This window comes from Fictibacillus sp. WQ 8-8 (genome assembly GCF_024494405.1).
In the GTDB taxonomy this organism is placed as follows: Bacteria; Bacillota; Bacilli; order Bacillales; family Fictibacillaceae; genus Fictibacillus_C; species Fictibacillus_C marinisediminis.
This window is the reverse complement of record NZ_JAMXKG010000003.1, coordinates 241,325-267,335: the sequence shown is the minus strand read 5'-3', so window position 1 is coordinate 267,335 and position 26,011 is coordinate 241,325. Positions and strand designations below refer to the sequence as shown.

The window sequence follows — 26,011 nt, the reverse complement described above, 5'->3', positions numbered from 1 at the left end:
CAAAACGGCTTAAACGGAACTATTTATTATCAAACTAAAGGAGGAGCAAGAATATGAAGTACATAAAAAAATGGACAGGTACGGTTTTAACTGCCGGTCTGGTTTTCTCAATGTTTGCCGGTACGGCACAGGCCGCCAAACCTTCCCAGTCACATGATTTATCACCTGCCACGGCCTATGTAGATGTTGCTGCTGCGACATTGTGGACGAAACCGGCAGAAACAAGGCCTTTAGATGAGCCATCCTTAAGCAACCCCGTAGATCTAAGAAAATGGACGACGAGTATGACCTATGAAGAGAAGCTTTGGCTTGTTGGACCTCTGGAAACCCAAGCATTATACGGAAACAAGGTAACGATAACGGACGAGCAGGGAGACTGGGTAAAAGTAGCTGTTGATGGTCAGCCAACCCCTCGACTCGAAGCAGGATACCCAGGCTGGATGCCAAAATCACAGCTGGTGTACAACAAAAAATTCGCCAAAGAAGAGAACAAGCCTTTCGCCTTGATCAAAAGTCCAACAGCATGGCTGTACAAGGAAAAATCATTGAAGCATAATGATCTTGAATTAAGCTACAATACCAGGCTGCCTGTTCACAAAATAAAAGGTTCATCTGTTGGCGTGCTTACACCAGAAGGAAAGACAAGATATCTTGATCGCAAGGATGTTCAAGTCTATCTCTCAGAAGACTCAATTCCGGTACCAACCGGTGAGGACCTTGTAAATGAAGGCAAGAAATTCCTGGGGCTGCCTTATTTATGGGCCGGTGCTTCCGGATTTGGATTCGACTGCTCCGGATTTACCCATACACTCTATAAAGCAGCAGGAATTACAATCCCACGGGATTCTGGACCCCAATCCCGAGCTGGTACACCCGTTGCAAAAGAAGACTTGAAAAAGGGAGATCTTCTCTTCTTCGCCTATAATTCAGGAAAAGGAAGCGTTCACCATGTAGGAATGTATGCAGGTGACGGCATGATGATCCATTCTCCAAACTCAAGCACAACTGTAAGAATTGATAAAATTGAAGGGATTTACGCACAGGAATTTGCCGGGGCAAGAAGGTACCTTCCTTAAAACATGGATGAAAGCACACGGAGCAATGTTCCGCGTGCTTTTTCTTGTTTACATAAAAGCGGCTTCAATCCGTTTCATCAGACGGCCGATGCATCTATTCGTTTCGTGAAGGACCACATTCTTATCCATGTTCTTCAATATGCGGTTCTCCATCACCACTTCTCCATCAATAATCGTCGTTTCGACGTCGGCCCGAGTGGCCGAATAGACGATACGAGAGATCGTGTCTACACCATAAGAGGGATACATATGAAAATCATTCAGGTTTAAAATAGCAAGATCCGCCTTTTTTCCAACCTCAAGGCTGCCGATCTCATGATCCATTCCTACTGCCCGGGCTCCTCCGATGGTCGCCATCCGGAATACGGTTTTAGCATTCATGGCTGTAGGCCCATGGACTGGCTTTTGAATCAGCGCTGCAAGCCTCATTTCATTCAACATGTCCAAATTGTTATTACAGGGTGCACCGTCTGCACCCAAGCTGAGATGAATTCCTTGCTGCAGCATGTCTGGCACTTCGGCGATTCCTGAGGAAAGCTTCAGGTTTGACCCTGGACAATGGCTTACTTTCACCTTCCGCTTTTTTATAATGTTCTTTTCCTCATCATCAAGCCAAACACAATGTGCCAGAATCAGCCTCTCATTGGCAAGCCCGATATGGTCAAGATAAACCACATTACGCATTCCGGTTTCCTGTTCTACCAGTGCGATCTCACCGCGATTTTCCGCTGCATGGGTGTGAACACAAACACCATGGCGGCCTGAAAGTTTCTGAACTTCGGTAAGCAGCTCCTCCGTACAGGAAACCACAAAGCGTGGACAGAAGGCATATTGTATCCTTCCATTCTCTTTTCCATGCCACTTCTCAAGCAGGTCGACGCTTTGCTGAAGAGATTTTGACGTGCTCTCCTGCAATCCGATTGGAACTTCTTCCCCTTTATCCATCATCACTTTACCGGAAAGTGCACGAATACCGCCCTTCGCAATAGCCTGAAACGCAAAATCCGTATGATTGACGGTCTCCATATCCACGATCGTAGTGGTACCGCTCTGAATCAGTTCTCCAATTCCAAGCATGGCCGAATAATAAAGGGATTCTTCATCATGGGATGCTTCGAGCGGCCAGATTTTCTGTTTCAGCCAATCCATTAGTTCCAGATCATCTGCTTGTCCTCTGAACAAGGATTGGCACAGATGGATATGCGTTTGAATAAACCCGGGGATGATGGTTCTGTTTGTAGCATCTATGGTTTTATCCGCCTGATAATCAAGGCTTAAGCCAATATCAGTTATGCGGTTGTTTTCAATGTAAAGATCTCCTTGAACGATCTCTTCCTGTGCATTCATCGTTACAATTTCTGCATTTTTTATAAGTATCGATGGCATGGATATCCTCCTTTTCTTTATAACAGAAAAGAAAAGAACGATTTCATAGCATGGAGAATTTAAGGTTCTCCGGTAGATACTTTCGATCCATATTATCGAAACTATATGAAATCTTTCTAGTTTTCTATCAGCGCGTTTTATTTAAAACTTGCAGCTTTAAAGAAGTAACCGAAAAGCCGTTTACGGGTGCCATGTCCTGCGAACACGTGGAACAGGCGATCACCACATCCTCCAGCGCCTTTAAACGAACGAAATCCCCCGGCTTCGACAGCGGCTCTGCGATCACATAGTCGCCTTCTTCATCAAGCACATTGTTCATGAACCAGTTGATTGGATCCGGGACAGGCAGATGACCTAAAGAATAGGTTTCTAATGCTCTATTAAGATTATCATGGCAGTTCGGATGATCTTCAAGATGGAAATCTACTTTATATCGGTAATAATCGCATGCCGGAAAAAAGAAATCGTGCTTTCCTACCGTGTCCTGCAAAAGCTGCATGAGCGGCCGGCGCCGGTTGCTGTAAAGAAAATCTCCTTCTTTCAGGCGGATGCTGCTTAAGCTTGCCCTCATGTGGACGGGTGAGACATGTTCGTTATGATCCTTGAGAGAAAAACAGACAAAGTCACCGACCTGTTTTCCTTCCATGTCAATAATCACGAGTTCTTCCCCTGCTTTTACAAGCATGCTTCTTGCTTCATACGGCGGAATAATAATTTCTTCTTTAATACGGTATTTGTGATCGATCGGCATACTTCTCCCCCTTATTCAATGAATACTGCAACCGCTCGAACTGGGGATCCCGTCCCTTTTCGTATTCTCAACGGCAGTCCGAAATACAGAAAACGCATACCGGCAACCTGATCAAGATTGCATAGATTTTCCGTATTGGTTATGCCAAATTCCTTGCAGATCAGATGGCCGGAGTAATCCGGATCAAGCGGGTTATCGATAGCCGGGGAATCGATCCCGATATTGACTACTCCTTTTTCAGCAAGCCACCGTGCTCCGCTGTAATCTAAACCGGAATAGCGTGTCAGCCATTCCTCCGTCCCATAAGCTCTGTTGTAGTGGCCAGTATATAACAGGCAGATGTCTCCTTTTTGCAAAATCTGGCCGGAAGCGTCCAGCGCGTTTTCCAGCTCCTGCGGAGTAATATACTCTTCTGGATGAACATGAGACAAGTCCAGACATACGGCGGGCCCGTAAAAGAATTCCAGCGGCATCTCATCGATGAATTTTCCATTGGGGTCATACTCATACGTGGCATCGCTGTGGGTAGGGCCGTGTTCATTGATCAAAAGATTGTTGGTCGCGAACGGAAATCCGATCTTCTTCATGCTTTCTTCATGAGATATGTTTGGAAAGATCATTGTCTTTTGATGCAGCGGAAAAACAGGCATACCCTGATAGATTTCCTGTGACAAGTCTACAAGTTTCACACCCATAAACACCCTCCTTACAATACTGTTGGAATAACTTGGAAGCGGTCGACATCAATAAGTCCCATGTCGGTAATCTTCCACTCAGGGCTTGTAACGAGTGAGAGAAAAGATAAATGCATAAAGGGCACGTGGATCCCGCATCCCAATTCTTCTTGGGCGAGCCTGTGAAGTTCTGTAATCTTTTCACTGACCTCCACGCCTGTCATCTCATCGGTCATCAGCCCGCCTATATTGAGTGCCATATCCCCAACTACTTTTCCGTCAAGGATTAGCGCCAGGCCGCCATTCATAGCAATAACCCGGTTGACTGCTGTAACCATGTCTTCATAGTTAGTACCGGTCACGATGATGTTATGTGTGTCATGGGCGACGCTTTCTGCTATCGCGCCTCTTTTCAGCTTAAATCCATGTAGAAATGTTTTCCCGATTCTTCCGCTTCTGCCGTGCCGTTCGATCACCAGGAGCGGAAGAACATCCTGCTGAATGCAAGGCTGAATGATGCCGTCTTTTATTTTCAGTTCAAATTCACGGGCACCTGTAAGATTTTGATCGGGTATCACTTCGATCGCTCTTACCTTTGCGCTTGAGGCTTGCGACGCTAGCACTAGATCTTGTGCTTTTACCGGTTTCCTTTTCACAGAACACTTCACACTTTCAGGATACGTATAGGAGGGAATATCTGTCGTCAGTTTATTCTGTTGTGCCGCCTTTTTGCCGCTAAGATACACTTGGTCAACCGTCATGTTAATAAGATCACTGATTACAGCGATGTCTGCGCGCTTACCTGGTGTCAGTACCCCGATATCCCTGAAGCCGAAGTGAGTCGCCGGATTGATCGTCACCATCTGAATCGCTTCAACCGGATCAATCCCCTTGGCAATCGTCCTTCTGACGATATCATCCATATGACCGGAATTCATTAAGTCTTCCGGCACCATATCATCCGAAACAAGGATGGCCCGCCTCGAATCCATGCCTTCTTCCGTGATCGCCCGAATGCACTCGGCCATATTCCGCTGAGATGAACCCTCCCGCATAAACACACTTACTCCGTAGCGAAGTTTCTCCACCATTTCTTCTTTCGTTGTTGTCTCATGGCAGGATACATGGGTACCTCCGCTGATAATATGAGCGGCGAGCTCTTCTCCAAACAAGGCCGGGGCATTTCCCTCGATCGTTTTGCCGATGCTTTTGGCATAAGAGACCGAAGCAATCAAATCGTCTATCAATTCAGGGGCGTTCTCAAACACAGGCCTGACATTGCTGAACCCCTGTATTTCACCAATTCCCTGGACATGAGGATCGTTTAACAGTTCCTTCATATCCGCTGATGTGATATCCTGGCCGGCCGTCTCCAATCCCGGTGCATCTGGAGTCAGGCATGGCACTGTAAAATATACGTTGTTAGGAAGCGTCTTTGCCTCCCTGACCATCTCCTGCATGCCATGGACACCGAGGACATTACCAATCTCATGGGGATCCGCAACAAGTGTTGTCGTTCCTGTAGGAATGGACAGCTTGGAAAATTCAGTAACCGTAAGCATTGCGCTTTCAAAATGCATATGCGAATCAATAAAACCAGGACAAATATAGCGGCCGGCGACATTTTCAACCTTTGTGGAAGGACCAATCAGTCTTTCGCAGTCCCCTGCCATCAGGATATATTCCCCTTTTATAGCCACATCGGCCTGATAGATCTCACGGGTTATGACATTGATAAATTGTCCGCCTTTTAATACGGTATCTGCAAATTGATTGGCATCAAGCATCACATCAATGAGTTTCCGCCACTGGATGGCTTCTTTAATACCTTTTGTATCCATGAATTCAACCTCCTGACCTTTCCCAATCCAGGCTATCAATAATTCCTACGATTGCTGCATCTATTGGGGCATCTTTGTCAGCTGCTGCCCGTGAAGCCATACTGCCTGTGACATATAAAACTTTTTCTCCTACTCCCGCCCCCACCGTATCAACAGCGATGATCGGCATTTGCTGAGGAGATTCACTGATACCGATCGGCTGGGTGATCAGCAGTTTCGTACCTATCAGCTTTTCATCTTTTCTGGTTGCTGTTACCCGTCCAATAACTAAACCCATTTGCATGTCGTCCGCTCCTTACTGCCTGCTGATTTTTATACCATATTGTTTTGCTGCATCCCGCGCCAGCGGTGTGATAATGGCATGTTCTTCCGCAATCAGCAACTTCTTCTGTGCTTTTGCTGCAGACAGGATATCTGCCTCTGAGATGACAGACTGCTTTTGGCGGCTATCGTTCAGCCAGGAGGCAAGGCCTTCCCCATCTCTCAGCAATGTAACACCAAGCTTCTTCAACTGAAACAGTGTTTTGTGCAGCTCTGTTTTCAAGTATTCTGATCCTCGATCCAGTTCCTTACTGCGAAATACCTCATGAAAAGGATCGTTGCCATAAGGCAGGGCAGCAACTTTTTTACCGCTTAATAATGCTTGCAGGATGATACGGACAAAATCCCGCTGGTCGTTAAATCGCAAAAGATCGCCTGAAAGAGAAAAAGAGAGTACAGGAATAAGGATACAATCGGCCATTCGCAGCTTATCCTCAGTCAGACTTGAACTGAGATACCAGGCATCATGATTGCTTTCCCCAGCAAGATGTTCTTTCGTGAAATGGCGGAACAGGATTTTTTCTGTGAACACTTCCAGCCTGATCTTGCTTTTTCCTGCTTCACGGAGAAGGGCGAGCCCTTCTTCCATCCCTGTAAAATGATAGGTTAGCAGGGAGAGCACATAGGGAACTTTTTCTCCTGGCGGACAAAGCATGTGCAGCAATGTATTCCTGACCAGAGCGCTCTGCCTGGCATCATGCACGATTACTCTCCTTTAGAAAGCATTGCTCTTTCGATTTCACTATGAGGCCGCGGGATCACATGAACGGATACGAGTTCCCCCACTCGGCTTGCCGCACTGGCGCCTGCATCTGTCGCAGCCTTCACTGCTCCAACATCTCCTCTGACCATAACTGTAACAAGTCCGAAGCCTACTTTTTCATAGCCGCAGATCTCGACGTTTGCAGCTTTTACCATTGCATCTGCTGCCTCAATTGCCCCGACAAGGCCCTTTGTTTCGATCAAGCCTAGAGCTTCTCCCATTTTTTCATTCCTCCTGGTCTCTTTGGTTTGCTGAGATTCTATGTTTCTGCTTGTTCTATTCCTTCGCCGCATCGCCTGAATTCAAGGCAAACTTTGACAGAAGCTTTTCCGCCACATTCGTATGGGTTCTTGGAATGACGTGTGCTGAAATGACAGTACCCACCCTCTCTGCCTCTTTTTTTCCTGCTTCTACTGCAGAAGCAACAGCAGCGACATCTCCGCTCAAATGCAAGGTAACACCAAGAGCGCCGTGAACCCCGATCACCTTCTCGATGGCGGCTATCTTTACGTCAGCCGCTTTAACAGCCGCGTCTGCTGCTGAAACAGCGGCACAATATCCTACCGTCTCAATCATGCCTAATGCATACAATGCTTCCACCATCCTTATCTATCAATTTTAATTGCCATCCAGCATCTTATAGACGCTCGGCAAGCAGCTGGAAAGATGCTGATGGGGTCCGTACAGTAAAAAGTAGCCTTCTTCAATTTTAAAGCGTATATTCCATTTTGATAGATTTGCAGAAACCGGAAGAAGTAGAGCGATCGTCTCGTAACGCGACATTCCTTCTATGATCGCGAGTGATTCTCTTGTGCATGAGACCTCAAGCTGCTTAAGGAGCCAAGCCCCCGGCTGTTCGATATAAAAGCGTTTGATCTTTTTTTCCGATTGGTGGTTCAGCGTCTGAAACAGAGTTCGTATGGCTGCTTCCAACTCGCTGCTATCATTGTGATAGAGTTCTAGAAGAAAAGGCTTCTGGCCGTTTTTATCCCATTGGATGAAATATTTAATATCTCCGTTCTGTGCCAGCCACTCTTGAACGATCACCAGATGGCCTGGAGATGAAACCTGAGAAGAAAAAACAGCGACCGCTTTTGCGGGGATCGGCCGATGAAACCATTCCATCGTTTCAGGCTGAAGATTTGAGTATAGCCATACAGAAAATCCGCTTTTTGTTTTGCCAAATGACTTTACTGAAGGTTCATCGTCGTTATTCCTCTCTGGCCTATGGTTTGTTTCTGTATGTTGGCGGGATGGAATGCCTTGAGAAAGAGAAAGAACTTGAAGTTTGGATACGAGCTCACTCCCCGGATCCTTGCTGAACGATGAGTGTTTTTCTTTTTTTTCGGCCTTTACAGGTGGAGAACCAGCAGCACTTCCAAGACGCTTCTCCTTATTCAGCTTCTGGTAGTTCGGCCGGTAAAGCTCTTGCGCTGTCTTTGTTTGAGGTGTTTCTCCCCTCTTCTCTGACAGTTCCTGTTTCACTCTTGCGGGGTGATCATTGCTTTTTAACACTTCCTGTACGATGGCTCGCATGAATTCCGACACATGGACTCACCTCCTTTTATAGAATTTTGGACAATTCGGGGTGAGGCCGGGGAATGACATTAGAAGAAATCAGTTCTCCTCCTGTCTGGGTGTGCGCCTGCCTGCCTACTTCGATGGCAGACGACACAGCGGCTACATCTCCTTCAATAATGACGGTGACAAGGCCTGAGCCGACTTTTTTAAATCCTGTCATCTTTATATTTGCAGCTTTGGCCATGGCGTCCAGTGCCTCGATCGCTGCTGTCAGGCCTCTCGTTTCAATCATGCCAATTGCATTCAATCAATGTCCCCCCTTGCTTTACAAATAATCTTCCAGATCAATGGGCCCGAACGGTATGGACGTACGTTTGAACGATTCCTTATGAGCCAGCGGCACGGTAGCGTCAATCCCCATTTTCGCTGTGACCCCCCTGACATTATGAGACGCCTCCAGCGGAGAGCCCTTTGCACCGGGTACGATAAAAATATCCTGATCGGCTTGTACTCTTACAGCCATCGCCCATTCCACATCCTCCGGGTCAAAGATATCCACATCTTCATCTACCACAATGACGTGCTTTAAGTCCTTATCACTCGCAAAGGCAGCAATCGCCGCTTGCTTCCCGTCACCTTCTGACCTCTTTTCAATCTGAATGACCGCATGAAATCTTGCCACTCCGCCCATTGTAATATGGACTTGTTTCACGTTGGGCACCGTCTGTCTGACCGTACTCAGAAGTGTGGCTTCCCGGACAAGCGCCATCGGAAGCCTCTCCTCATAGCTCGAAGGAAAGATCGTCTGGCAGATGGCATTGTTTCTGTAGGTTACCGCTGAAAATTCAATAACTGGCTGAGGAGCTCTCGTACCATAAAAACCAGCGAGTTCCCCGAACGGGCCTTCCATCTCACGTTCATACGGGATCATTTTGCCTTCCAGAACGATTTCCGCTTCTGCCAAAACTTCCAGATCCACGGTTTTGCACTGCACCACATCAAGCGGTTTGCCGATCAAAGCACCCGCAACATCGAGTTTATCTGCATGATACAAATGTGTGCTGATCTGGGAACTTAGCACCACAGCAGGCACTACTCCAAACATCACAGCGACTTCCATCGGTTCACCGCGCTCTTCATACTCATGAAATTGCTGGAGAAGTTCAGGAGAGGTAATCAGCACGTTCGTCTTGTTTTCACCTAAGAATTGCATCCTTCTGATTGATGTATATCTCTTTTTTCCGCTTATATCTTTCACGACAAGAATTCCTGAAACATAATAAGCGCCGGAATCATCTCCGTGATAGGTTGGAATAGGAAAGAGCGCATCCAGATCAAACGGCCCTAGAACCACGTTGTCATGAACCGGTCCTGTTCCGATCAATCGTGTTGGGATCGGGGAAACAATAGAATCGATAATTTTTGGAACAAACTGATCCGGTGCTATGCCGATGCTGTCCGCCAGGAGGGCACGATCCCCGCCTAAGCCGCCGACCATGGGTGAAGAGTAGCCTTTCACTTTTTCAAAGTAGAACGGCTGCCTCCCCTGCCTGGCATTGAGAACGGCTCCGAGCTCATACAGGGGGTTTACTTCTCTTTTTACCCTGAGAAGTTTATTATCCGCTTCCCAGTGGTCAAGCAGGGCACGCATTGAAGAAGGGTTCATGCTTTCACCCCCCATCGTTGTAGAAGCTCATGATCAATGCCCAACATGTCCAGAATCCGACCGGACATAAAATTAATCAGTTCCCATATCTCTTTCGGCTTATGGTAAAACCCGGGCGAGGCCGGCATGATGCAGGCACCCGCTTCAGCAAGCCTCGTCATGTTCTGAAGATGGATCAGGTGAAACGGCGCTTCCCTTGGAACGACGATCAGCTGCCTTTTCTCTTTCAGCATGACACTGGCCGACCGGCTCAATAAGGTATCTCCTACACCATTGGCCATCGCGCCTAACGTGTTCATGGAACATGGCACGACAACCATCCCGTCTGTTAAAAAGGAGCCGCTCGCCACAGAGGCAAACAGGTTCTTGTTGCTGTGCACCTCTGCATATTGTTTCAACGTCTCCATTCCGACACCGCACTCAAACTGCAAGACCTTCTCTCCCATTTCCGTCACGATCAAATGGGTCTCTACCCCGAGCTGGTGCAGGGCCCGGACGAGCGAGTAGCCATATAATGATCCGCTCGCTCCGGTAATTCCTACAACGATTCGTTTGTTTCGGGCCATGGCAGGTTAAACAACCTGGCTATTTTTTGAAAACTTTTTCCTGGCCGCTTCCATATATTCCTTTGTTGACATGATGTCGCCAAAAAGATCGATGTCCCGAAGCCCGGATTCGTGCATGGAATCATCCTTAGAGGCCGTGGAGTCAGACAGGCAGATCACATTGTAGCCATGATACAGCGCATCAGAACCAGTGCTTCTTACACATACATTGGTCCAAACACCCGTCAGGACGACCGTATCGATCTCTTCTTCCCGGCAGAACAGATCAAAATCGGTATAGCTGAATGCACTGTGCCGCCTTTTTTGGACGATATAATCTCCTTTGCTCTCATCCGGCTGCAGTTCTGGAATAAACTGAGAACCCCATGTCCCTTTGATGGCATGGACCGGACGGACCCTGAAGTCCCGGTCGTTTTTCCGGTGAGCTTCCTGTACAAAAACGACCTGAATACTTTCCTCATGGCAAAAATCAACGAGCTCTTTGATGGCCGGAACGATCTTTTCGCCGTTTTCGCAGCGGAGCGCCGCTTTTTCTCCGATAAAGTCATTCAGCATATCAATCACAACTACTACGTGCTTCTTTCCTCTCAGTTCCATGTACGGTCTCCTCTCTTACTTGCTTTTTTCAAGCTGCTGACGGCCGGATTTAGGTGCTGCTGTTTTAATCGCTCCTTCATAGTTTTCATACTTCAAAGTCCGGTCAAGGCGCTGGATGCTTTGCCGTTTGACGTACTCACCATATCCGGCTTCACCTACAATCCCGCCGGCTTCATAGTTATAGACCATATTACCTCTGACAATCGTCTGCACCGGCCGGCCTTTAAGCTTGATGCCATGCAGCGGGTTATATTTTGCCATGGATTCTGTCCGCTTCTCATCGATCTCCCACTCGCAATCAAGATCAATAACCGTAAAATCCGCATCACTGCCGATTTCCATTGCACCTTTTTTCGGATAGATGCCATAATGGATCGCTGCATTCTTACTCGTTACTTCCACAAAGCGGGACAATGATAAGCGTCCTTTGTTCAAACCTTCACTGACGAGAATAGGCACCATCGTTTCCACTCCCGGAATGCCCGGGAAACTGTTCCAGATCGTTGAGTCTGCGGCTGCTTTTTCCGTCGCAATCTCATATGGCGCGTGATCGGTCCCTACAAAATCAATCGTTCCATCTGCAAGTGCCTGCCAGTGTGCCTGGTTGTCTTCTTTGCCTCGAAGCGGCGGAGCGATCTTAGCGAATGCCCCTCTCTCACTCATGGAATCCTGGGCATTAAGCATCAAGTAATGCGGACACGTTTCAGCGGTTACTTTAACTCCCCGTTTTTTGGCTTCCCGGACAAGTTTTACGCCTTCTTTCGTACTCATATGAACGACGTGCACCCGTGCATCTGTTGCTTCTGCATAGCTGATGATCAGCTCGATCGCCACTTTTTCAGCGAGCGCCATCCGTGCCTCAGCCCAAGCCGGACCATCTTCGCGCCCCTCCTTCTTCAACTTCTCGGTATAAAACGTGCAAATATCGTAGTTTTCAGCATGAACACCAATCGGCATGCCGGTTTTTGCAACCTTTTGGAAGATCTCCAGCATCTCGCCATCCGATACTTTCGGGAACGTTGGTACTGATGGCGTCATGTAAACCTTGAAAGCCACCACCCCTTCGTCCATCTGCGGATAAATATTATCAATCCATCCGTTCCTCGCGTCTTCTCCGGTCATGCCGCCCCAGAAGCAATAATCGATATAAGCCTGTCCCCGTATCGGGGCAATTTTCTTCTGAAAACTTTCACCGTCCCGAACAGAAGGCTTGGAACAGCAAGGCATGTCAATGATCGTTGTCAGCCCGCCTGCTGCTGCCGATCTTGATCCAGTAGCGAATGTTTCGCGGTGTGTAAAGCCTGGATCCATAAAATGTGTATGCGGATCAATACACCCAGGGACGACAAGCTTTCCTTCCATGTCGATCACCTTGTCCGCATTTAAAAAATGAATATCACTGCAAAAACCTGTTATCTTTCCTTCATGCACGAGGATGTTGGTGATGACTGTACGGTCTCCTTGTGGAATCATTGCATTTTTTAAAATCAAGTCCATTTCCGTCTCTCCCTTTTTACGTTTTCAGGACAGAACCAGTGAAAAAGGGGCATTTTTGACATGCCCCTGATCGTGAGCATACCGCTATAAAGCCTCTGCAGAAGCATCCGATTTCAGCTGCTCCATCCTTTCCTGCTCATTTATATTCATAGACTTAAAATTAAATACTAAATTGAGCAAAATTGCTGTCAAACTTCCGATTACAATTCCGTTTTCAACGAGCAGCCTGACACTGTCCGGCAGCTGGCTGAACACCATGGGAACGACCGCTGTACCAAGCCCGATTCCAACGGAACAGGCGACGATCAGCAAATTTTCATTGTTTGAAAAATCAGCCTGAGAGAGCATCTTTACGCCAGACGCAATGACCATCCCAAACATCGGAACCATCGCACCTCCCAGAACAGCCGTTGGAATGATTGTCGTCAGCGCCGCTATCTTTGGAAGAAGACCGAGAATGAGCAGCAACGCTCCTGCAGCCATGACCACATTTCTCGTTTTTACTTTGGTTAAAGCCACGAGACCTACATTTTGAGAGAAGGACGTATACGGAAAGGAATTAAAAACGCCTCCGATCATAACCGCAAGTCCTTCAGCACGAAGGCCTTTTTTAATATCTTCCGGCTTAAGGTCTCTATCGCAAATGTCACTCAAAGCAAGGAAGACACCAGTAGACTCAATCATGCTTACAATCGCAACGATGCTCATCGTGAGGATGGCAGAAAAATGAAATTCCGGAATGCCAAAATAAAACGGCTGTACAAGATGGAACCAAGAAGCGTCCTTAACAGGTGTAACATCTACGAGCCCCATAAAAGAAGCAAGTACCGTTCCGGCGATCAGCGATAAAAGAACAGAAATGGCCCGTACATATCCTTTGGAGAACCGGTTGATCAGAATGATGAGCACAAACGTAAAACTGGCGAGCGATAAATTTTCAAGGCTGCCGAATCCTTTCGAACCGAGCCCGCCGGCTGCATTATTCATCGCCACCGGTATGAGCGATACCCCGATAATCAGTACGACCGAGCCGGTAACGATCGGCGGAAAAAATTTCAGGATCTTTCCCACAAACTGAGAGAGCACCATGACGACAAGCCCCGAAGCGATAATTGCACCGTAAATGGCGGTTATTCCCTCCAGCTTTCCAATCGCGATCATTGGGGCTACCGCCGTGAACGTACAGCCGAGAATGACCGGAAGCTTGATGCCGAAGTGCTTTCCTCCAATGACCTGCAGAAGAGTAGCAATTCCGCAAGTAAACAGATCAATGGAGATGAGATATGCCAGCTGCTGGGCGTTCATACCGATCGCCGGCCCTACAATCAGCGGTACGATAACCGCTCCTGCGTACATGGCCAGAACATGCTGTAACCCGAGTACTCCAACCTTCCAATTTTTAAGTGCTGCCATTTTGCTTGCCTCCTTGATGTTTTTTGTGCAGCTTGCGTGGTTGCTTTCATCACCTCCTTTAAGTGCAGGAATATATTTGAAGCGGCATGTAAATCTCTCGAAGTGGACAGTAAATCCCTCGAAGCGGATCGTAAACCTGAAAATGTGGACAGTAAACTCATCAAAGCGCCATGCATCTGCAGCCTGCAAACTCCCATAATCATCCGCAGCTATGAAAATAGGAATGTTTTTTTGAAACTCTACTATATTTGTACAAACTGACTCTTTAAGACATACAACCGCTAGATTTATACAAGCCAATTTGTCCATAAATTATATGGGGAGGATGAACTTTGAAGACCATTGATTTTTGCGTAAATGGAAAGGACGTTTCGGTAACATGCAGTCCGACAAAGATTTTGCTCGATGTGCTGCGGGAAGATGCGGGGTTAACAGGCAGCAAAGAATGCTGTGGAAAAGGAGAATGCGGTTCCTGTACGGTTCTGCTGAATGATGTACCCGTCTGTTCATGTTTAGTGCTTGCAGGGCAAGTTCAAGGAGAACGGGTGGTCACGGTAGAAGGGATCGGAACGAAAGAAAACATGGATTTCGTTCAGCAAGCGTTTGTTGATGAAGGGGCGACCCAGTGCGGGTATTGTACACCGGGACTGATTGTGGCTTCACGAGCTTATTTAACTTCTATCGGCCATGTTCCTGGGCTCGATGAAATTAAACGGGCACTTGGCGGTAACCTTTGCAGGTGTACAGGCTATACAAAAATACTTAAAGCAGTCCAGACAGCGGCCTCCCGGCAGTTTTCAGCACGTGAACTCTAGGATGCCTTCCGTCTCGGCCATCCTGCTCGCTGCCGGCCGCTCATCCAGAATGGGTACATTAAAAGCTCTGCTTCCATGGAGAGAGACCTCACTCGTTCGCTACCAAACCGAAACATTGTTAAACGCCGGAATAGATGACATTTCAGTCATACTGGGGTATAAGGCTTCAGAGCTGTCAAAGGAACTCAGCTCTTACAACGTAAAAACAGTCATAAACAAAGCCTACGAATCTGGGAAATGCTCGTCCATCAAAGCAGGAATGGCAGCTATAAGCCCCTCTTCTACAGGCGTAGTCATTGCTGCGGTGGATCAGCCGCTCTTGCTGAACGTCATCAGGCAGCTGTACAAGTTCCACGGTGAACAGCCTGCCGCAATCATTATCCCTGCCTTTAAAGGAAAACGCGGACATCCCCTGCTTATACCAGAGCAATTTTATCCAGAGCTTTGCTGCATCAGCGAACAAACACAGGGACTCCGCCATTTCCTCAGAAACCGTCAGAACGAAATTGCCACGGTGGAAATCAATGAACCAAGTATTCTTTTAAACATAAATGAGCAAGCCGACTACCAAGCAGCCTGTTGGGAGGATTCGTAATGTTTGTTTCAGAGATTAATATGCTGTCACCACGCTCTTTAAAGGAATGTCTTAATATCCTGGAGAACGAAAAAGCAAACCTTCGCCTTTTAGCCGGGGGAACAGACGCTGTCGTCCGCATGAAGGAAGGAAAGTGGCGTCCGGATTGCTGGGTAAGCCTTAAACATGTTGAAGAACTCCGTTTTATTACGATACAGAAGGATGAGATTCAGATCGGACCTCTGACGACTCATTCTGAAATCATCGCTTCCCCTCTCCTGCAGGCACATGCCGATGTTCTTGTACAGGCATGTCAGGAAATCGGGGCAGCACAGATGCAGAACATGGGGACCATCGGGGGAAATATTGCGACAGCCTCCCCTGCGGGTGATACGATTCCTGCTTTATATGCTCTTGGAGCGGTTATTGAGCTTACTTCATTATCCGGAAAACGAGAGATGGATGTGGAGGACTTCTTTAACGGTCCAGGAAAAACCGCAGCTAATCCTAATGAAATCATCACTAAAATTGCGTTCAATGTCCGAGATAAAAATGACATCGGTATCTTTCAAAAGCTCGGTCCGCGGAAAGCTCAATCGATCTCGATTGTCAATGTTGCGGTTACGCTTTCCATGAAGGAAGGAACAAACCAGTGTACTGGCGGCCGTATAGCTTTCGGTTCAGTTGGCCCAACAGCCATACGGGCGAGAAAGTGCGAGGCGATGCTGACACTCGGTGCACTGACGAATGAAATGATCGCCAACATTGGCAAAGTGGCTTGGAAGGAAGTCATGCCGATCTCTGACATCCGCGCCTCCGCTTCTTATCGCAGAGATATGGCTAGCGCACTTCTCGAACGCGGACTATATCGTTTAATGAAAAGGTGGGCAGAAGATGGAAAACAGTCATTATAAGTACGTGGGAAAGCGGATTCCCAGGATAGACGGCCCTGAAAAGGTGACAGGCGAACTGAAGTATATGACGGATTATCATTTTGAGAATATGGTCTGGGGAAAAGTACTCCGCTCATCTTTTCCTTACGCACGCATCAAACAGATCGATATTTCAAAAGCCAAAGAATTGCCAGGCGTTATTGCGGTCTTAACGCATAAAGATATTCCCGGATTTAACGGTTTTGGCATCGTCGTTCCTGACCAGCCCGTCCTCGCAAGCGACGTGGTCCGGTGTACAGGGGATGCCATCGCGCTCGTCGCGGCGGAAACTCTGGAGATTGCTGAACACGCCGTTTCGCGGATCCATGTTGATTACGAACCCCTCTCCCCTATTACCGATGCTGAGTTTGCGATGACAGACAGCGCGCCCTTGCTCCACGAAAGCGGGAATATCCATAGCCACGTAACGATAAAAAACGGAGACACAGAAAAGGCCTTTGCAGAAGCAGATATTATTCTTGAAAACACCTTCTATTCCCCGCGCCAGATGCATGCCTTTATTGAAACAGAAGGCGGCTGGGGTGTGGTGGAGCCGGACGGGATGCTCACGATCCGCTGTCCGGGGCAATACGCCTATAGGGATCGTCTTCAGATTGCCCGCGCACTGGCACTGAACCCGGCAAGAATTCGTGTGGTCTCTAATCCGATCGGCGGCGCGTTTGGAGGAAAAGACGAGATTACGGTTCAGATCTATTTGGCCCTCCTTGCGCTTCATACGGGAGGACGCCCGGTAAAAATACATTTAAACCGGGAAGAATCCGTCATTGCAGGCATTAAACGCCATCCCTTTAAAGTTCAGATGAAGACCGCCGCCAAAAGTGACGGGACGGTTATTGCCAACCAGGTTCGTGCGGTAGCCGACACGGGGGCATATGCTTCATTGGGCGGTGCGGTCATCGCGCTGGCCATTGAACATTGCTGCGGCCCTTATAAGGTTCCCAATGTTGATCTCGAAGGATTTTGTGTTTATACCAATAATGGCATTTCAGGGGCGTTCAGAGGCTTTGGGGTCAATCAAGTATGTGCAGCCATCGAAACACACATGGACATGCTTGCTGAGAAGCTCGATCTTGATCCCATTGAACTTCGTAAAAAGAACGTCTATCAAAAAGGCGATACATCGAGTATGGGGCATGTACTGAAAACAAGCGTCGGTACACTCCAAACACTGGAGACTGCGGAAAATTGCGAGCTCTGGAAGAATCGTAATGTCCATAAACAGAACATCACCGAACCTTGGAAAAAACGCGGAATCGGAATAGCCACCTCCTTTCATGCAGTCGGCATGGGAATCGGCCTCCCAGATTATGGAGCGGCTACCATCGAGCTAATGCCTGATGGAACCTTTAAAGTCGGGGTCGGATGCGAGGATATTGGAGGAGGAAACAGCACCGTCTATGCCCAGGTTGCAGCAGAGCTTTTAACTTGTGACATTAAAAACATCTCAGTCGTCCAGGGAGACACCGCAGAAACCATCGACAGCGGAACGGTGACCGCATCCCGTTCTACCTACACTGGCGGTAAAGCGATTGCCGCAGCCGTTCCCAATATGATCCGTCTTTTAACAGAAGCCGCAGCAGAGCTTAAAAATGTCTTGCCTGAAAATGTGCTGATCGGCGAAAACGAAATGTATGTTTTGGAAGAGGACAATGAGCACATTGTTTCCTACGGGGACATATACCATTATCTCTATGAAAAACACCGGTCTGTAAAAGTGGAAGGTCATTATATGCTTCCAAAAGAAAAGGAAGAGATCAAAGGCTCGGGCGGAGCACCTCACCATCTGTATGGCTATTTAACGCACGTCGTTCTTGTGGAAGTGGATACCTTGACGGGAGAAACAGACGTGCTCCGGGTTGTTTCTATTCCCGATGCCGGCAAAGTTCTGAATCCTCAGGGGCTTGAGGGACAGGCAGAAGGCGGAGCCGTTATGGGAATCGGCTATACCTTGTATGAAGACGTTCTCATGGAAGCGGGGTATCACAAGACCACGAATTTCACGAATTACATCCTTCCTACGATCCGGGAAACACCGTTCATTGAAACAATTCCAGTCGATAGTGCAGAAGAAACCGGACCTTTTGGAGCGAAAGGAATCGGTGAAGTGGTGATGATTCCGATTATTGCGGCCATTACAAACGCAATCCATGATGCTGCCGGAATCCGGATTCAGCATCTCCCCGCTACTCCCGAACGAATTTTTACAGCACTTAAAGAGAAACAAACCACAACTCTGCGGGAAATAAGAAATGAATAAATTGGAACTGTACGAGAAACTCTCAACAGCCATCACACAGAAAAGACGTGTCTCTCTTCTAACAATTACTGCTGCTGGCCGAGCCGAAATGATCGGTAAGCGCATGCTTTTCTTTTCACTGGATGAAATCTATCCTGAAGCAGGTCTTGACATGAAACTCGCCTTTCAGCTCGCTGAGATCTGCTTCCCCTTTTTCCTCAAACAACATACGCGATCCGTAACATTTGAGAGTCATGATGAAACCGTCAAGGTGTTTCATGAAGCATTTGCCCCGCCACCGCATTTAATCATAGGCGGTGCTGGACATGTCGCAGAGCCCGTTGCACAAATGGGCAAGATGCTAGGTTTCTATACGTCAGTCATTGATGATCGGCAAGAATTTGCCCGTAAAGAACGTTTTCCATTTTCTGATAACGTTTGCTGCCAATCCTTTCATTCGTATTTCAAGTCTGTTCCTCTCAATAACTCCACCTATATTCTCCTGCTGACGAGAGGGCATCAATTCGATGTACTCAGTCTGCAGCAGCTGCTAGCCAGAAACGAAAAACCAGCGTATATTGGCATGATTGGAAGCAGACGGAGAATCGCAGGAGTCTTTGAACAGCTTCGTGCTGATTTTCCAAATGAAACCTTTGCCAATCTATATACACCTGTCGGTCTGGATATTGGAGCTGAGACACCGGCAGAGATCGCAGTCAGTATTTTTGCAGAGATCCTTGCCGTGAAAAAAGGAAAAACCGGTGCTCCACTCAGCTCTACAATCCGTGAACTGGCAAAAACAGGTTTTAGAAAGGGCAAAAAAGATGAAAGAAAATGAATTTATTCACACCATACAAAACATCTTTAACATCGGCAATACTGCGGCATTAGCAACCATCGTCCGTACAAGAGGCTCGACCCCCAGAAAGGCCGGATCCAAAATGATTGTCTATCAAACAGGTGCCATTTTGGGTACAGTCGGCGGAGGATGCGGAGAAGGCGAAGTGATCGAAAAAGCACTGGAAGTGATCAACACAGGCCTTCCTGTCATCCATGAGGTAGATTTAACAAGCGGACTTCTTTTCGAGGATGGAGGCATCTGCGGAGGAATCATGGATGTATTCATTGAACCGCTGCTTTAAAAGAACAGGAGAATATTCCTGTTTTTTTGTTCATAGGATGTACAAATTAACCTGTCTCACCCCATGTGCAGCGTTTCTACTTTCATCTTAGAAATGAACGTTCCCTTTTTTCCGGTTAATTGATTGGTCTATGGATCCTCAAATGAAGAAAAGGGGTGTTTTCCATGTCAGCGGCAGGAAAAAGCGCATCAGGCAAAAGCTCTTCTCTGGACAGATTTTTTAAGTTAACTGAAAGAAAAACGAACACAAAGACTGAAATCCTCGCAGGAATTACGACCTTCCTTACCATGAGCTACATTATTTTTGTCAATCCCTCCATTTTGGCCGACGCCGGAATTCCGAAAGAAGCCGCTCTCGCAGCCACCATTTACGGCAGTGTTTTCTGTACGCTGTTAATGGCTCTTTGGGCAAACTTTCCGGTAGCTGTAGCACCAGGCATGGGATTGAATGCATTTTTCACGTATACGGTCGTGCTCGGTGCCGGTTTAACCTGGCAGACAGCCCTTGGTGCCGTGTTCATTTCCGGAATGGTGTTTTTCCTGTTAACGATCACCGGTGTCCGGCAGAAAATTGTTGACGGAGTTCCTGCTCTATTAAAATCATCGATAAGTGTCGGAATCGGATTGTTCATTGCCTTTATCGGACTGAAAAACTCTGGTATCGTAGTTTCCAATAAAGACACCTTTGTGAGCTTGGGCAAGATTACTGAAACAGGCCCGCTGCTCGCACTGTTCGGACTTCTTGCGGCATCTTTTTTAATGGCGAAGAAAAAGAAGGGTGCTTTGCTGATCAGTATTTTGCTTACGACCGTTGTCGCCATGATTACAGGCTTTATTGACTATCCGCATGCCGCTAAAGATGTAGCCTCCTTTTCCCTTCCGAGCCTTTCTGATACCTTCCTGGCGATGGATCTGAAAGGTGCATTCGCTTATGGCATCCTATCGATTTTATTTTCTTTTACCATTGTTGAACTGTTCGATAACCTCGCAACATTAATCGGCCTTTCCAGCAAAGCCGGTCTGGCAGATGAAAACGGAAAAATAGAAAACCTGGACCGTGCCCTTCAGGCAGATGCCATTGGTACGATGGCCAGTGCAGCCATGGGCGGTACAGTCATGAATGCCTATGTTGAAAACGCCACGGGTATTTCAGAAGGCGGGCGTACCGGGCTTACAGCTTTAACTGCCGGAATTCTGTTCTTTTTGACGCTCCTTTTTGCCCCTTTGATTGCTTTTGTCCCATCAGTAGCCACAGCACCAATCTTAATTCTGGTCGGTGCCCTGATGCTCAGTGAAATCAAAGCAATCAGCTTTAATGATTATACCGATGTAATACCTGCTTTTCTTATCATAATTCTCATGCCTTTAACCTTCAGTATCGCCCAGGGGCTGGCTTTCGGCTTTATCTCATACACCATCTTAAAACTAACGACCGGCAAGCATAAGGAATTGCATTGGATGATGTACTTGATCAGTATTGCGTTTATTATCAACTTTATTTGGGGAAGCCATTAAAGAAGAATGCTTAGAAACGGGCCGGGATTAAACAGATTTCCCGGCCTATTCTCAAAAACAAGCAGATCGAAAGGGGCTCAAATAATGGATTTGAATCAAAAATCGCTTTCTGCACGACTGGCCGCCTCTTCTAAACGAGTCCCTGCCGACCTGGTCATCAAAAACGGCAAAATTATTGATGTGTTCAGCCTTACAATCGTGGAAGCGGATGTCGCGATAAAGGATGGAAAGATTGCTGGAATCGGTAGTTATGAAGGCAAAGAGCAAATCGATGCAGCTGGCGCATACATATCCCCGGGGCTGATCGACGGCCATGTACATATTGAATCATCCATGGTTACTCCGCAGGAATTTGCCAGTGTTGTCGTTCCTCACGGCGTAACCACAGTCATTGCCGACCCTCATGAAATTGCCAATGTGAGCGGAAAAGAAGGCATCGACTATATGATGAATGCATCAGAGCATCTCCCCCTCGATGTATATATTGCACTTCCTTCCTGTGTGCCGGCTACACCATTTGAACATGCTGGAGCAGAACTGAACGCGTCCGATCTTGCACCCTTCTACGCTCATCCACGTGTGATCGGTTTAGGTGAGGTCATGAACTATCCTGCTGTTTTTCAAGGTGAAAATGACATGGTAAAAAAATTGTCAGATGCGTCGTTCCATCATAAGCACATTGACGGACATGCTTCCGGTGTCCCTGCAGATGGAATCAATGTATATATGGCAGCTGGAATTCGAACCGACCATGAATGTGTGACACCCCAGGAAGCAAATGACAGGCTGATGAGAGGCATGTATGTCATGCTCAGGGAAGGCTCGGCTGCGAGGGATCTTACCATTCTTCTTGACGCAGTGACTGAGCGGAACGCCCGCAGATGTTTGTTTGTAACGGATGACAAGCATCTGGATGATCTAATCGAAAACGGCAGCATTGACCATAATATCAGACTGACAATTGAAAAAGGATTTGACCCTTTACTTGCCATTCAGATGGCCAGTCTTAATGCAGCCGAATGCTTTGGCCTAAAACAAAAAGGGGCCGTCGCTCCCGGATATGATGCGGACCTTATCCTTTTATCTGATCTTACAAGCTTTAAAATTCAAGAGGTTTATAAAAGCGGAAAGAAAGTGGCTGCAGAGGGCAGAATGCTTCCCTATAAAAAAATGGCCGCAGCCGCCTCACCTGCCATTACTAACAGCGTTCAACTTCACCCGGTCTCCAGCAACTCACTGGCCATTCCTATGAAAAACAATGGGACTGCAAACATCATTAAAATTATTCCAAACAGTATTGTAACGAAACATCTGAAAGAAAAAGTCAGTACTTCTGACGGCAGCTTCGTAATTGATGTGAACAGAGACCAGCTAAAACTGGTTGTTGCTGAACGCCACCACTTGACTGGAAACATTGGATGCGGAATTCTTAAAGGCCTTGGAATAACATCAGGAGCCATCGTATCCACTGTTGCCCATGATTCTCACAACATTGTTGCTGCTGGGACAAATGACAGCGACCTATTAAAAGCAATTGAGATTATGGTTGAAATGAAGGGCGGCCTGGCTGTCATCGAGAATGGTGAAGTACTTGCTTCCCTCCCGCTTCCGATCGCCGGCCTCATGTCAGACAAGAGCCATACGGATGTCTATCATAAGCTGCTCGAAATCAATACAGCATTAAAGCAGATTGGATTTGCACATGATTATAACCCTTTTTTGACGTTATCCTTTCTGGCTCTTCCCGTTATACCTGAACTAAAGCTTACTGATATTGGATTGTTCGATGTGATAACATTTCAGCACATTCCTATTGAACGAAAAGATTCACATTAGCACCTTCTTTTCACATTCTGTCTAAATTCCGATAAATAAAAAAGCTGGTTTTCAGGCCGAATTCTTACGCCTAAAAACCAGCTTTTAGCTTTTTCTAATATTCCACTTCATCCTCTTGCAGCGACGATTGCAAAGTATTCATTAAATCATAATAATCATCAGGCTTTTCAAATTGATCGGGCGCCCAGTTTTGTTGGATCCAGGAGGCCACTTCCGGTGCACTTTGAAAAACCTGTCCTGTTGTATCACTGTCTCGAACGGTATATATGTTGTTATCTACATCGATTGTTACATCACAAGGAAAGGCTCCATCTTTTTTGTACAAAGAGTACTCCATGGCAAATACCTCCTCCTTCAATAGGATAATTAAGTTATACCCTGTTTGTCTCACTTTTATGTTATTCCATTTCGAATAATGAATAATCTATCCGCGTACCCTATAAATGTCTTACTTTAAGGAGGCCTTATGAAAAAGAAACAGCAAAAAACAGATGAAGCAATAACCAATGCACCAGATGAAAAAGAGTTTAGCATCGCTACAGGATTGAATTCAAAACATCCACTGGGGTCTGACGCTTATGCCCCGGGAGATTCTGTGGACGAACATAAAAATTTAGAAAGCGCCAACCTTTATTTAGATGAAGGAGAAATTAGCCAACAGAACAATAATCTATAACAGCTTGATAATCTCCTTAGCAATATATAACGCAACTCCCCAAATTAAGATAGCGGACAAGCGGTTTATGAACAAAAGCCGCTTCCCGTTTCCATCCCGTTCTCCAATCCACTTTCCTGCAAAAGCCAAACCGATAAACCACAGCCAGGAAACGGATATACACGCTATTGTAAAACCCAATTTCTCTGCTCCGCTATACACGATTGAGCTTGTCCCGATTACGCCTGCTGTATCCAACAGAGCATGCGGATTTAATAGAGATACCGACGCCGCAAAGGTCACTTGTTTCTTCATGGGAAGGGGCGCTGCTTCACTGCTTTTTGATGGCTTACCTCTCCAAACGGACCAGCCCATGAACAGCAAGAAAAAAAATCCTCCCACAAATAGAATCATTTTAAGCCAAGAAAAACTTAAGATCAGCAATGAAACACCAAAAACAGCCAGCAGGATGAGGACTGTATCACAGATAGAAGCCGTTATGATAACAGGCAAAGCTTTTTTAAACTGCTTTTGGTTGGCACCCTGATTAAAAACAAACACATTTTGAACTCCTAAAGGAAGTATCAATCCTAACGCCAGCAGAAATCCATGTATGATCGGCTGCATCCTTTTCCCCCATTCCAACAATTTCTCTCTCTAAAATTATGGCATAATTTCTTACCTATCGCAGAAAATAATGGAATGAAAAGGAGGTTTTTTTATGCAAAGTTTATTGCTGAAGATCATCAGCATACCGCTGATTCTTCTTCTGTGCACGTTTTGGTTTGAGAGTGTTACCTTTAACAGACCGCTTCCCTTCTTCATCATTACAATCATCCTTGCGCCGATTGCTGTTTTAATGGAATATGTATTTCTGCCCCGCCTGTCCTTTTGGTCTGTTTTTGCAGCTGACTTCATCGTTTCTTACATTTTGGTTTACGCGATTAGTTCATTAATGTCCGGTGCTTATGTAACATTATGGGGAACTTTTTTAATCGCCCTCACTTTTACATTGGTCGAACTGCTCATTCACAGACAAATCGTGGCTGATCACATGAGGCATTCTTATAATTGAGGCCTGACTAAAAAAACTGCCGTAATCTTCGGCAGTTTTTTTATGCCGCAGAGACAAAAAACTCCCTTCTCCAGAAGGTTCATAAAAGTTGCAGTTTTTCCCCGGCTTGCCTACAATTACGGTGATTAGTTTATTATTCTAAAAAAGAAAGAGGTTATTCGATGCGTACGATGCCTTTAGCAAAACGAGAAATCACATCTAGCCGTCTAGCATTAGGGTGTATGGGCTTTGGCGGTAATTGGGACCGCAGCCCCATCTCCGAAGAAGAAATCTTAAAAACCGAAAAAGCAATTGATGCCGCACTTTCTTCGGGGATCACGATGTTTGATCATGCCAACATCTATACGATGGGTAAAGCTGAAAAAGCATTTGGGCATGTGTTAAAGGGAAATCCAGACTTACGCGACAAAATGATCATTCAAAGTAAATGCGGCATCCGCTTTGCTGATGATATCGGTCCTGGCCGTTATGATTTTTCTAAAGAACACATTTTGGGTTCAGTTGATGAAATTTTGCAAAGGCTTACGATTGACCATTTGGACATTCTCCTTCTTCACCGCCCTGATCCTCTCATGGAGCCTGAAGAGATAGCAGAAGCCTTTCAGCAGTTAAAATCATCCGGGAAAGTCCGCCATTTCGGTGTTTCCAATATGAACAAAGCGCAAATCCAGCTTCTTGAAGCCTATTCAGACGAGCGCTTGATCGTTAACCAATTGGAGATGAGTTTAAATAAGCTTGATTTTGTCGATCAAGGCGTACATGTTAACCAACAGGCTGGAACGTCTGTCCATTTTGCTGACGGTTTGATTGAACATTGCATGCGGGAAGATATTCAGATTCAAGCTTGGTCTCCTCTAGCTCAAGGAATTTTTTCAGGGAACAGCTCTTTGGAATTGTCTGAAGCAGAAGCGAAGACCAAAGAATTAGTAGCAAAAATGGCCGCTGAAAAAGGAACCACGCTTGAAGCAATTGTCCTTGGCTGGCTCATGAGGCACCCGGCGAAAATTCAGCCAGTTATTGGTACGACCAACGTTCAGCGCATTAAAGATGCTGTAGATGCTGTCCGACAGTCCGAAATGATGACACGCGAAGAATGGTATGAGCTTTATGTTTCTTCCAGAGGAAATAAACTTCCATAA

29 protein-coding genes and 1 riboswitch are annotated in these 26,011 nt (G+C 46.6%); of the genes, 12 read left to right on the top strand and 17 right to left on the bottom strand.

Annotation, left to right across the window (positions count from 1 at the left end; all coding sequences use genetic code 11):
• Positions 1 to 62: 62 nt before the first annotated feature.
• A complete protein-coding gene (locus M1K46_RS06670) occupies positions 63 to 1,076 on the top strand; it encodes an NlpC/P60 family protein (protein ID WP_375162185.1) in 1,014 nt (337 codons plus the stop codon).
• A gap of 48 nt (positions 1,077 to 1,124) precedes the next feature.
• On the opposite strand, the gene M1K46_RS06665 is transcribed toward M1K46_RS06670, so the two are convergent.
• From M1K46_RS06665 to M1K46_RS06595, 15 genes are all read right to left on the bottom strand, one after another.
• Positions 1,125 to 2,462, bottom strand: a complete 1,338-nt coding sequence (locus M1K46_RS06665; RefSeq protein ID WP_256225442.1) for a 5'-deoxyadenosine deaminase — start codon at positions 2,460 to 2,462, stop codon at positions 1,125 to 1,127.
• Between the two features lie 26 nt (positions 2,463 to 2,488).
• Positions 2,489 to 2,591, bottom strand: a riboswitch (purine riboswitch).
• Positions 2,590 to 3,213: a DUF1989 domain-containing protein gene (locus tag M1K46_RS06660; RefSeq protein WP_256225441.1), complete on the bottom strand. Its 624-nt coding sequence runs from the start codon at positions 3,211 to 3,213 to the stop codon at positions 2,590 to 2,592. (Overlaps the previous riboswitch by 2 nt.)
• Positions 3,214 to 3,224: 11 nt before the next feature.
• The gene (locus M1K46_RS06655; protein WP_256225440.1) at positions 3,225 to 3,908 is read right to left on the bottom strand and encodes a cyclase family protein; all 684 of its coding nucleotides are present in this window, start codon (positions 3,906 to 3,908) and stop codon (positions 3,225 to 3,227) included.
• An 11-nt stretch (positions 3,909 to 3,919) separates the two neighbouring features.
• Positions 3,920 to 5,728, bottom strand: a complete 1,809-nt coding sequence (gene ade / locus M1K46_RS06650) for an adenine deaminase (protein ID WP_256225439.1) — start codon at positions 5,726 to 5,728, stop codon at positions 3,920 to 3,922.
• A gap of 4 nt (positions 5,729 to 5,732) precedes the next feature.
• A complete protein-coding gene (locus M1K46_RS06645; protein ID WP_062231093.1) occupies positions 5,733 to 6,011 on the bottom strand; it encodes a EutN/CcmL family microcompartment protein in 279 nt (92 codons plus the stop codon).
• A 12-nt stretch (positions 6,012 to 6,023) separates the two neighbouring features.
• The gene (locus tag M1K46_RS06640; RefSeq protein WP_256225438.1) at positions 6,024 to 6,752 is read right to left on the bottom strand and encodes a hypothetical protein; all 729 of its coding nucleotides are present in this window, start codon (positions 6,750 to 6,752) and stop codon (positions 6,024 to 6,026) included.
• Between the two features lie 2 nt (positions 6,753 to 6,754).
• On the bottom strand, positions 6,755 to 7,033 hold the full coding sequence (locus tag M1K46_RS06635; RefSeq protein WP_053354942.1) for a BMC domain-containing protein: 279 nt from the start codon (positions 7,031 to 7,033) through the stop codon (positions 6,755 to 6,757).
• A 55-nt stretch (positions 7,034 to 7,088) separates the two neighbouring features.
• Positions 7,089 to 7,388: a BMC domain-containing protein gene (locus tag M1K46_RS06630; protein ID WP_425589895.1), complete on the bottom strand. Its 300-nt coding sequence runs from the start codon at positions 7,386 to 7,388 to the stop codon at positions 7,089 to 7,091.
• Between the two features lie 42 nt (positions 7,389 to 7,430).
• Complete coding sequence (locus M1K46_RS06625; protein ID WP_256225437.1) at positions 7,431 to 8,360, bottom strand: hypothetical protein; 930 nt, start codon at positions 8,358 to 8,360, stop codon at positions 7,431 to 7,433.
• 16 nt (positions 8,361 to 8,376) lie between these two features.
• Positions 8,377 to 8,640: a BMC domain-containing protein gene (locus M1K46_RS06620; RefSeq protein ID WP_269431867.1), complete on the bottom strand. Its 264-nt coding sequence runs from the start codon at positions 8,638 to 8,640 to the stop codon at positions 8,377 to 8,379.
• Between the two features lie 18 nt (positions 8,641 to 8,658).
• The gene (locus M1K46_RS06615; RefSeq protein ID WP_091006185.1) at positions 8,659 to 9,999 is read right to left on the bottom strand and encodes a UbiD family decarboxylase; all 1,341 of its coding nucleotides are present in this window, start codon (positions 9,997 to 9,999) and stop codon (positions 8,659 to 8,661) included.
• Positions 9,996 to 10,565 (bottom strand): UbiX family flavin prenyltransferase, encoded by a 570-nt coding sequence (locus M1K46_RS06610; RefSeq protein ID WP_256225436.1) that lies wholly within the window; start codon positions 10,563 to 10,565, stop codon positions 9,996 to 9,998. The genes M1K46_RS06615 and M1K46_RS06610 overlap by 4 nt, the downstream gene beginning before the upstream one ends.
• 6 nt (positions 10,566 to 10,571) lie before the next feature.
• Entirely contained in the window at positions 10,572 to 11,162 is a 591-nt protein-coding gene (locus M1K46_RS06605; RefSeq protein ID WP_053354947.1) for a cysteine hydrolase family protein, read from the bottom strand.
• Positions 11,163 to 11,177: 15 nt separating this feature from the next.
• Entirely contained in the window at positions 11,178 to 12,659 is a 1,482-nt protein-coding gene (locus tag M1K46_RS06600) for a dihydroorotase (RefSeq protein WP_256225435.1), read from the bottom strand.
• A gap of 84 nt (positions 12,660 to 12,743) precedes the next feature.
• Positions 12,744 to 14,072 carry a nucleobase:cation symporter-2 family protein gene (locus M1K46_RS06595; RefSeq protein ID WP_256225434.1) on the bottom strand — a complete coding sequence of 443 codons (1,329 nt, stop codon included), beginning with the start codon at positions 14,070 to 14,072 and terminating at the stop codon, positions 12,744 to 12,746.
• Positions 14,073 to 14,404: 332 nt separating this feature from the next.
• Between M1K46_RS06595 and M1K46_RS06590 the strand changes: the two genes are divergently transcribed.
• The 8 genes from M1K46_RS06590 to ade (M1K46_RS06555) all read left to right on the top strand — a co-directional run bounded on the left by M1K46_RS06590 (position 14,405) and on the right by ade (M1K46_RS06555) (position 23,142).
• A complete protein-coding gene (locus M1K46_RS06590) occupies positions 14,405 to 14,887 on the top strand; it encodes a (2Fe-2S)-binding protein (RefSeq protein WP_053354949.1) in 483 nt (160 codons plus the stop codon).
• A complete protein-coding gene (locus M1K46_RS06585; RefSeq protein ID WP_256225433.1) occupies positions 14,877 to 15,482 on the top strand; it encodes a nucleotidyltransferase family protein in 606 nt (201 codons plus the stop codon). Before M1K46_RS06590 ends, M1K46_RS06585 begins: the two co-directional genes overlap by 11 nt.
• Entirely contained in the window at positions 15,482 to 16,375 is an 894-nt protein-coding gene (locus M1K46_RS06580; protein ID WP_256225431.1) for an FAD binding domain-containing protein, read from the top strand. The genes M1K46_RS06585 and M1K46_RS06580 overlap by 1 nt, the downstream gene beginning before the upstream one ends.
• Complete coding sequence (locus M1K46_RS06575) at positions 16,356 to 18,671, top strand: xanthine dehydrogenase family protein molybdopterin-binding subunit (protein WP_256225430.1); 2,316 nt, start codon at positions 16,356 to 16,358, stop codon at positions 18,669 to 18,671. The genes M1K46_RS06580 and M1K46_RS06575 overlap by 20 nt, the downstream gene beginning before the upstream one ends.
• On the top strand, positions 18,664 to 19,488 hold the full coding sequence (locus M1K46_RS06570) for an XdhC family protein (RefSeq protein WP_256225429.1): 825 nt from the start codon (positions 18,664 to 18,666) through the stop codon (positions 19,486 to 19,488). Before M1K46_RS06575 ends, M1K46_RS06570 begins: the two co-directional genes overlap by 8 nt.
• Positions 19,475 to 19,792: an XdhC family protein gene (locus M1K46_RS06565; RefSeq protein WP_256225428.1), complete on the top strand. Its 318-nt coding sequence runs from the start codon at positions 19,475 to 19,477 to the stop codon at positions 19,790 to 19,792. The genes M1K46_RS06570 and M1K46_RS06565 overlap by 14 nt, the downstream gene beginning before the upstream one ends.
• A 164-nt stretch (positions 19,793 to 19,956) precedes the next feature.
• The gene (locus tag M1K46_RS06560; RefSeq protein ID WP_256225427.1) at positions 19,957 to 21,306 is read left to right on the top strand and encodes an NCS2 family permease; all 1,350 of its coding nucleotides are present in this window, start codon (positions 19,957 to 19,959) and stop codon (positions 21,304 to 21,306) included.
• Between the two features lie 84 nt (positions 21,307 to 21,390).
• A complete protein-coding gene (gene ade / locus M1K46_RS06555; protein ID WP_256225426.1) occupies positions 21,391 to 23,142 on the top strand; it encodes an adenine deaminase in 1,752 nt (583 codons plus the stop codon).
• Between the two features lie 94 nt (positions 23,143 to 23,236).
• Here ade (M1K46_RS06555) and M1K46_RS06550 read toward each other — a convergent pair whose 3' ends face one another.
• The gene (locus tag M1K46_RS06550) at positions 23,237 to 23,479 is read right to left on the bottom strand and encodes a hypothetical protein (RefSeq protein ID WP_256225425.1); all 243 of its coding nucleotides are present in this window, start codon (positions 23,477 to 23,479) and stop codon (positions 23,237 to 23,239) included.
• Between the two features lie 129 nt (positions 23,480 to 23,608).
• Here M1K46_RS06550 and M1K46_RS06545 point away from each other — a divergent pair, with 129 nt between their 5' ends.
• On the top strand, positions 23,609 to 23,818 hold the full coding sequence (locus M1K46_RS06545) for a hypothetical protein (protein WP_053354958.1): 210 nt from the start codon (positions 23,609 to 23,611) through the stop codon (positions 23,816 to 23,818).
• Here the strand turns inward: M1K46_RS06545 and M1K46_RS06540 are convergent.
• The gene (locus M1K46_RS06540) at positions 23,813 to 24,424 is read right to left on the bottom strand and encodes a LysE/ArgO family amino acid transporter (protein WP_256225424.1); all 612 of its coding nucleotides are present in this window, start codon (positions 24,422 to 24,424) and stop codon (positions 23,813 to 23,815) included. The genes M1K46_RS06545 and M1K46_RS06540 overlap by 6 nt on opposite strands.
• Positions 24,425 to 24,518: 94 nt before the next feature.
• Between M1K46_RS06540 and M1K46_RS06535 the strand changes: the two genes are divergently transcribed.
• Both M1K46_RS06535 and M1K46_RS06530 read left to right on the top strand, forming a co-directional pair.
• Complete coding sequence (locus tag M1K46_RS06535) at positions 24,519 to 24,872, top strand: DUF2512 family protein (RefSeq protein ID WP_256225423.1); 354 nt, start codon at positions 24,519 to 24,521, stop codon at positions 24,870 to 24,872.
• A 161-nt stretch (positions 24,873 to 25,033) separates the two neighbouring features.
• Positions 25,034 to 26,011 (top strand): aldo/keto reductase, encoded by a 978-nt coding sequence (locus tag M1K46_RS06530; protein ID WP_256225422.1) that lies wholly within the window; start codon positions 25,034 to 25,036, stop codon positions 26,009 to 26,011.

Excerpts from the sequence above, each read along its gene's own strand:
- M1K46_RS06665 (WP_256225442.1), bottom strand. The coding sequence starts at position 2,462 with ATGCCATCGATACTTATAAAAAATGCAGAAATTGTAACGATGAATGCA.
- M1K46_RS06660 (WP_256225441.1), bottom strand. The coding sequence starts at position 3,213 with ATGCCGATCGATCACAAATACCGTATTAAAGAAGAAATTATTATTCCG.
- M1K46_RS06655 (WP_256225440.1), bottom strand. The coding sequence starts at position 3,908 with ATGGGTGTGAAACTTGTAGACTTGTCACAGGAAATCTATCAGGGTATG.
- ade (WP_256225439.1), bottom strand. The coding sequence starts at position 5,728 with ATGGATACAAAAGGTATTAAAGAAGCCATCCAGTGGCGGAAACTCATT.
- M1K46_RS06645 (WP_062231093.1), bottom strand. The coding sequence starts at position 6,011 with ATGCAAATGGGTTTAGTTATTGGACGGGTAACAGCAACCAGAAAAGAT.
- M1K46_RS06635 (WP_053354942.1), bottom strand. The coding sequence starts at position 7,033 with ATGGGAGAAGCTCTAGGCTTGATCGAAACAAAGGGCCTTGTCGGGGCA.
- M1K46_RS06630 (WP_425589895.1), bottom strand. The coding sequence starts at position 7,388 with ATGATTGAGACGGTAGGATATTGTGCCGCTGTTTCAGCAGCAGACGCG.
- M1K46_RS06615 (WP_091006185.1), bottom strand. The coding sequence starts at position 9,999 with ATGAACCCTTCTTCAATGCGTGCCCTGCTTGACCACTGGGAAGCGGAT.
- M1K46_RS06610 (WP_256225436.1), bottom strand. The coding sequence starts at position 10,565 with ATGGCCCGAAACAAACGAATCGTTGTAGGAATTACCGGAGCGAGCGGA.
- M1K46_RS06605 (WP_053354947.1), bottom strand. The coding sequence starts at position 11,162 with ATGGAACTGAGAGGAAAGAAGCACGTAGTAGTTGTGATTGATATGCTG.
- M1K46_RS06600 (WP_256225435.1), bottom strand. The coding sequence starts at position 12,659 with ATGGACTTGATTTTAAAAAATGCAATGATTCCACAAGGAGACCGTACA.
- M1K46_RS06595 (WP_256225434.1), bottom strand. The coding sequence starts at position 14,072 with ATGGCAGCACTTAAAAATTGGAAGGTTGGAGTACTCGGGTTACAGCAT.
- M1K46_RS06580 (WP_256225431.1), top strand. The coding sequence starts at position 15,482 with ATGTTTGTTTCAGAGATTAATATGCTGTCACCACGCTCTTTAAAGGAA.
- M1K46_RS06575 (WP_256225430.1), top strand. The coding sequence starts at position 16,356 with ATGGAAAACAGTCATTATAAGTACGTGGGAAAGCGGATTCCCAGGATA.
- M1K46_RS06570 (WP_256225429.1), top strand. The coding sequence starts at position 18,664 with ATGAATAAATTGGAACTGTACGAGAAACTCTCAACAGCCATCACACAG.
- M1K46_RS06565 (WP_256225428.1), top strand. The coding sequence starts at position 19,475 with ATGAAAGAAAATGAATTTATTCACACCATACAAAACATCTTTAACATC.
- M1K46_RS06560 (WP_256225427.1), top strand. The coding sequence starts at position 19,957 with ATGTCAGCGGCAGGAAAAAGCGCATCAGGCAAAAGCTCTTCTCTGGAC.
- ade (WP_256225426.1), top strand. The coding sequence starts at position 21,391 with ATGGATTTGAATCAAAAATCGCTTTCTGCACGACTGGCCGCCTCTTCT.
- M1K46_RS06550 (WP_256225425.1), bottom strand. The coding sequence starts at position 23,479 with ATGGAGTACTCTTTGTACAAAAAAGATGGAGCCTTTCCTTGTGATGTA.
- M1K46_RS06545 (WP_053354958.1), top strand. The coding sequence starts at position 23,609 with ATGAAAAAGAAACAGCAAAAAACAGATGAAGCAATAACCAATGCACCA.
- M1K46_RS06540 (WP_256225424.1), bottom strand. The coding sequence starts at position 24,424 with ATGCAGCCGATCATACATGGATTTCTGCTGGCGTTAGGATTGATACTT.
- M1K46_RS06535 (WP_256225423.1), top strand. The coding sequence starts at position 24,519 with ATGCAAAGTTTATTGCTGAAGATCATCAGCATACCGCTGATTCTTCTT.
- M1K46_RS06530 (WP_256225422.1), top strand. The coding sequence starts at position 25,034 with ATGCGTACGATGCCTTTAGCAAAACGAGAAATCACATCTAGCCGTCTA.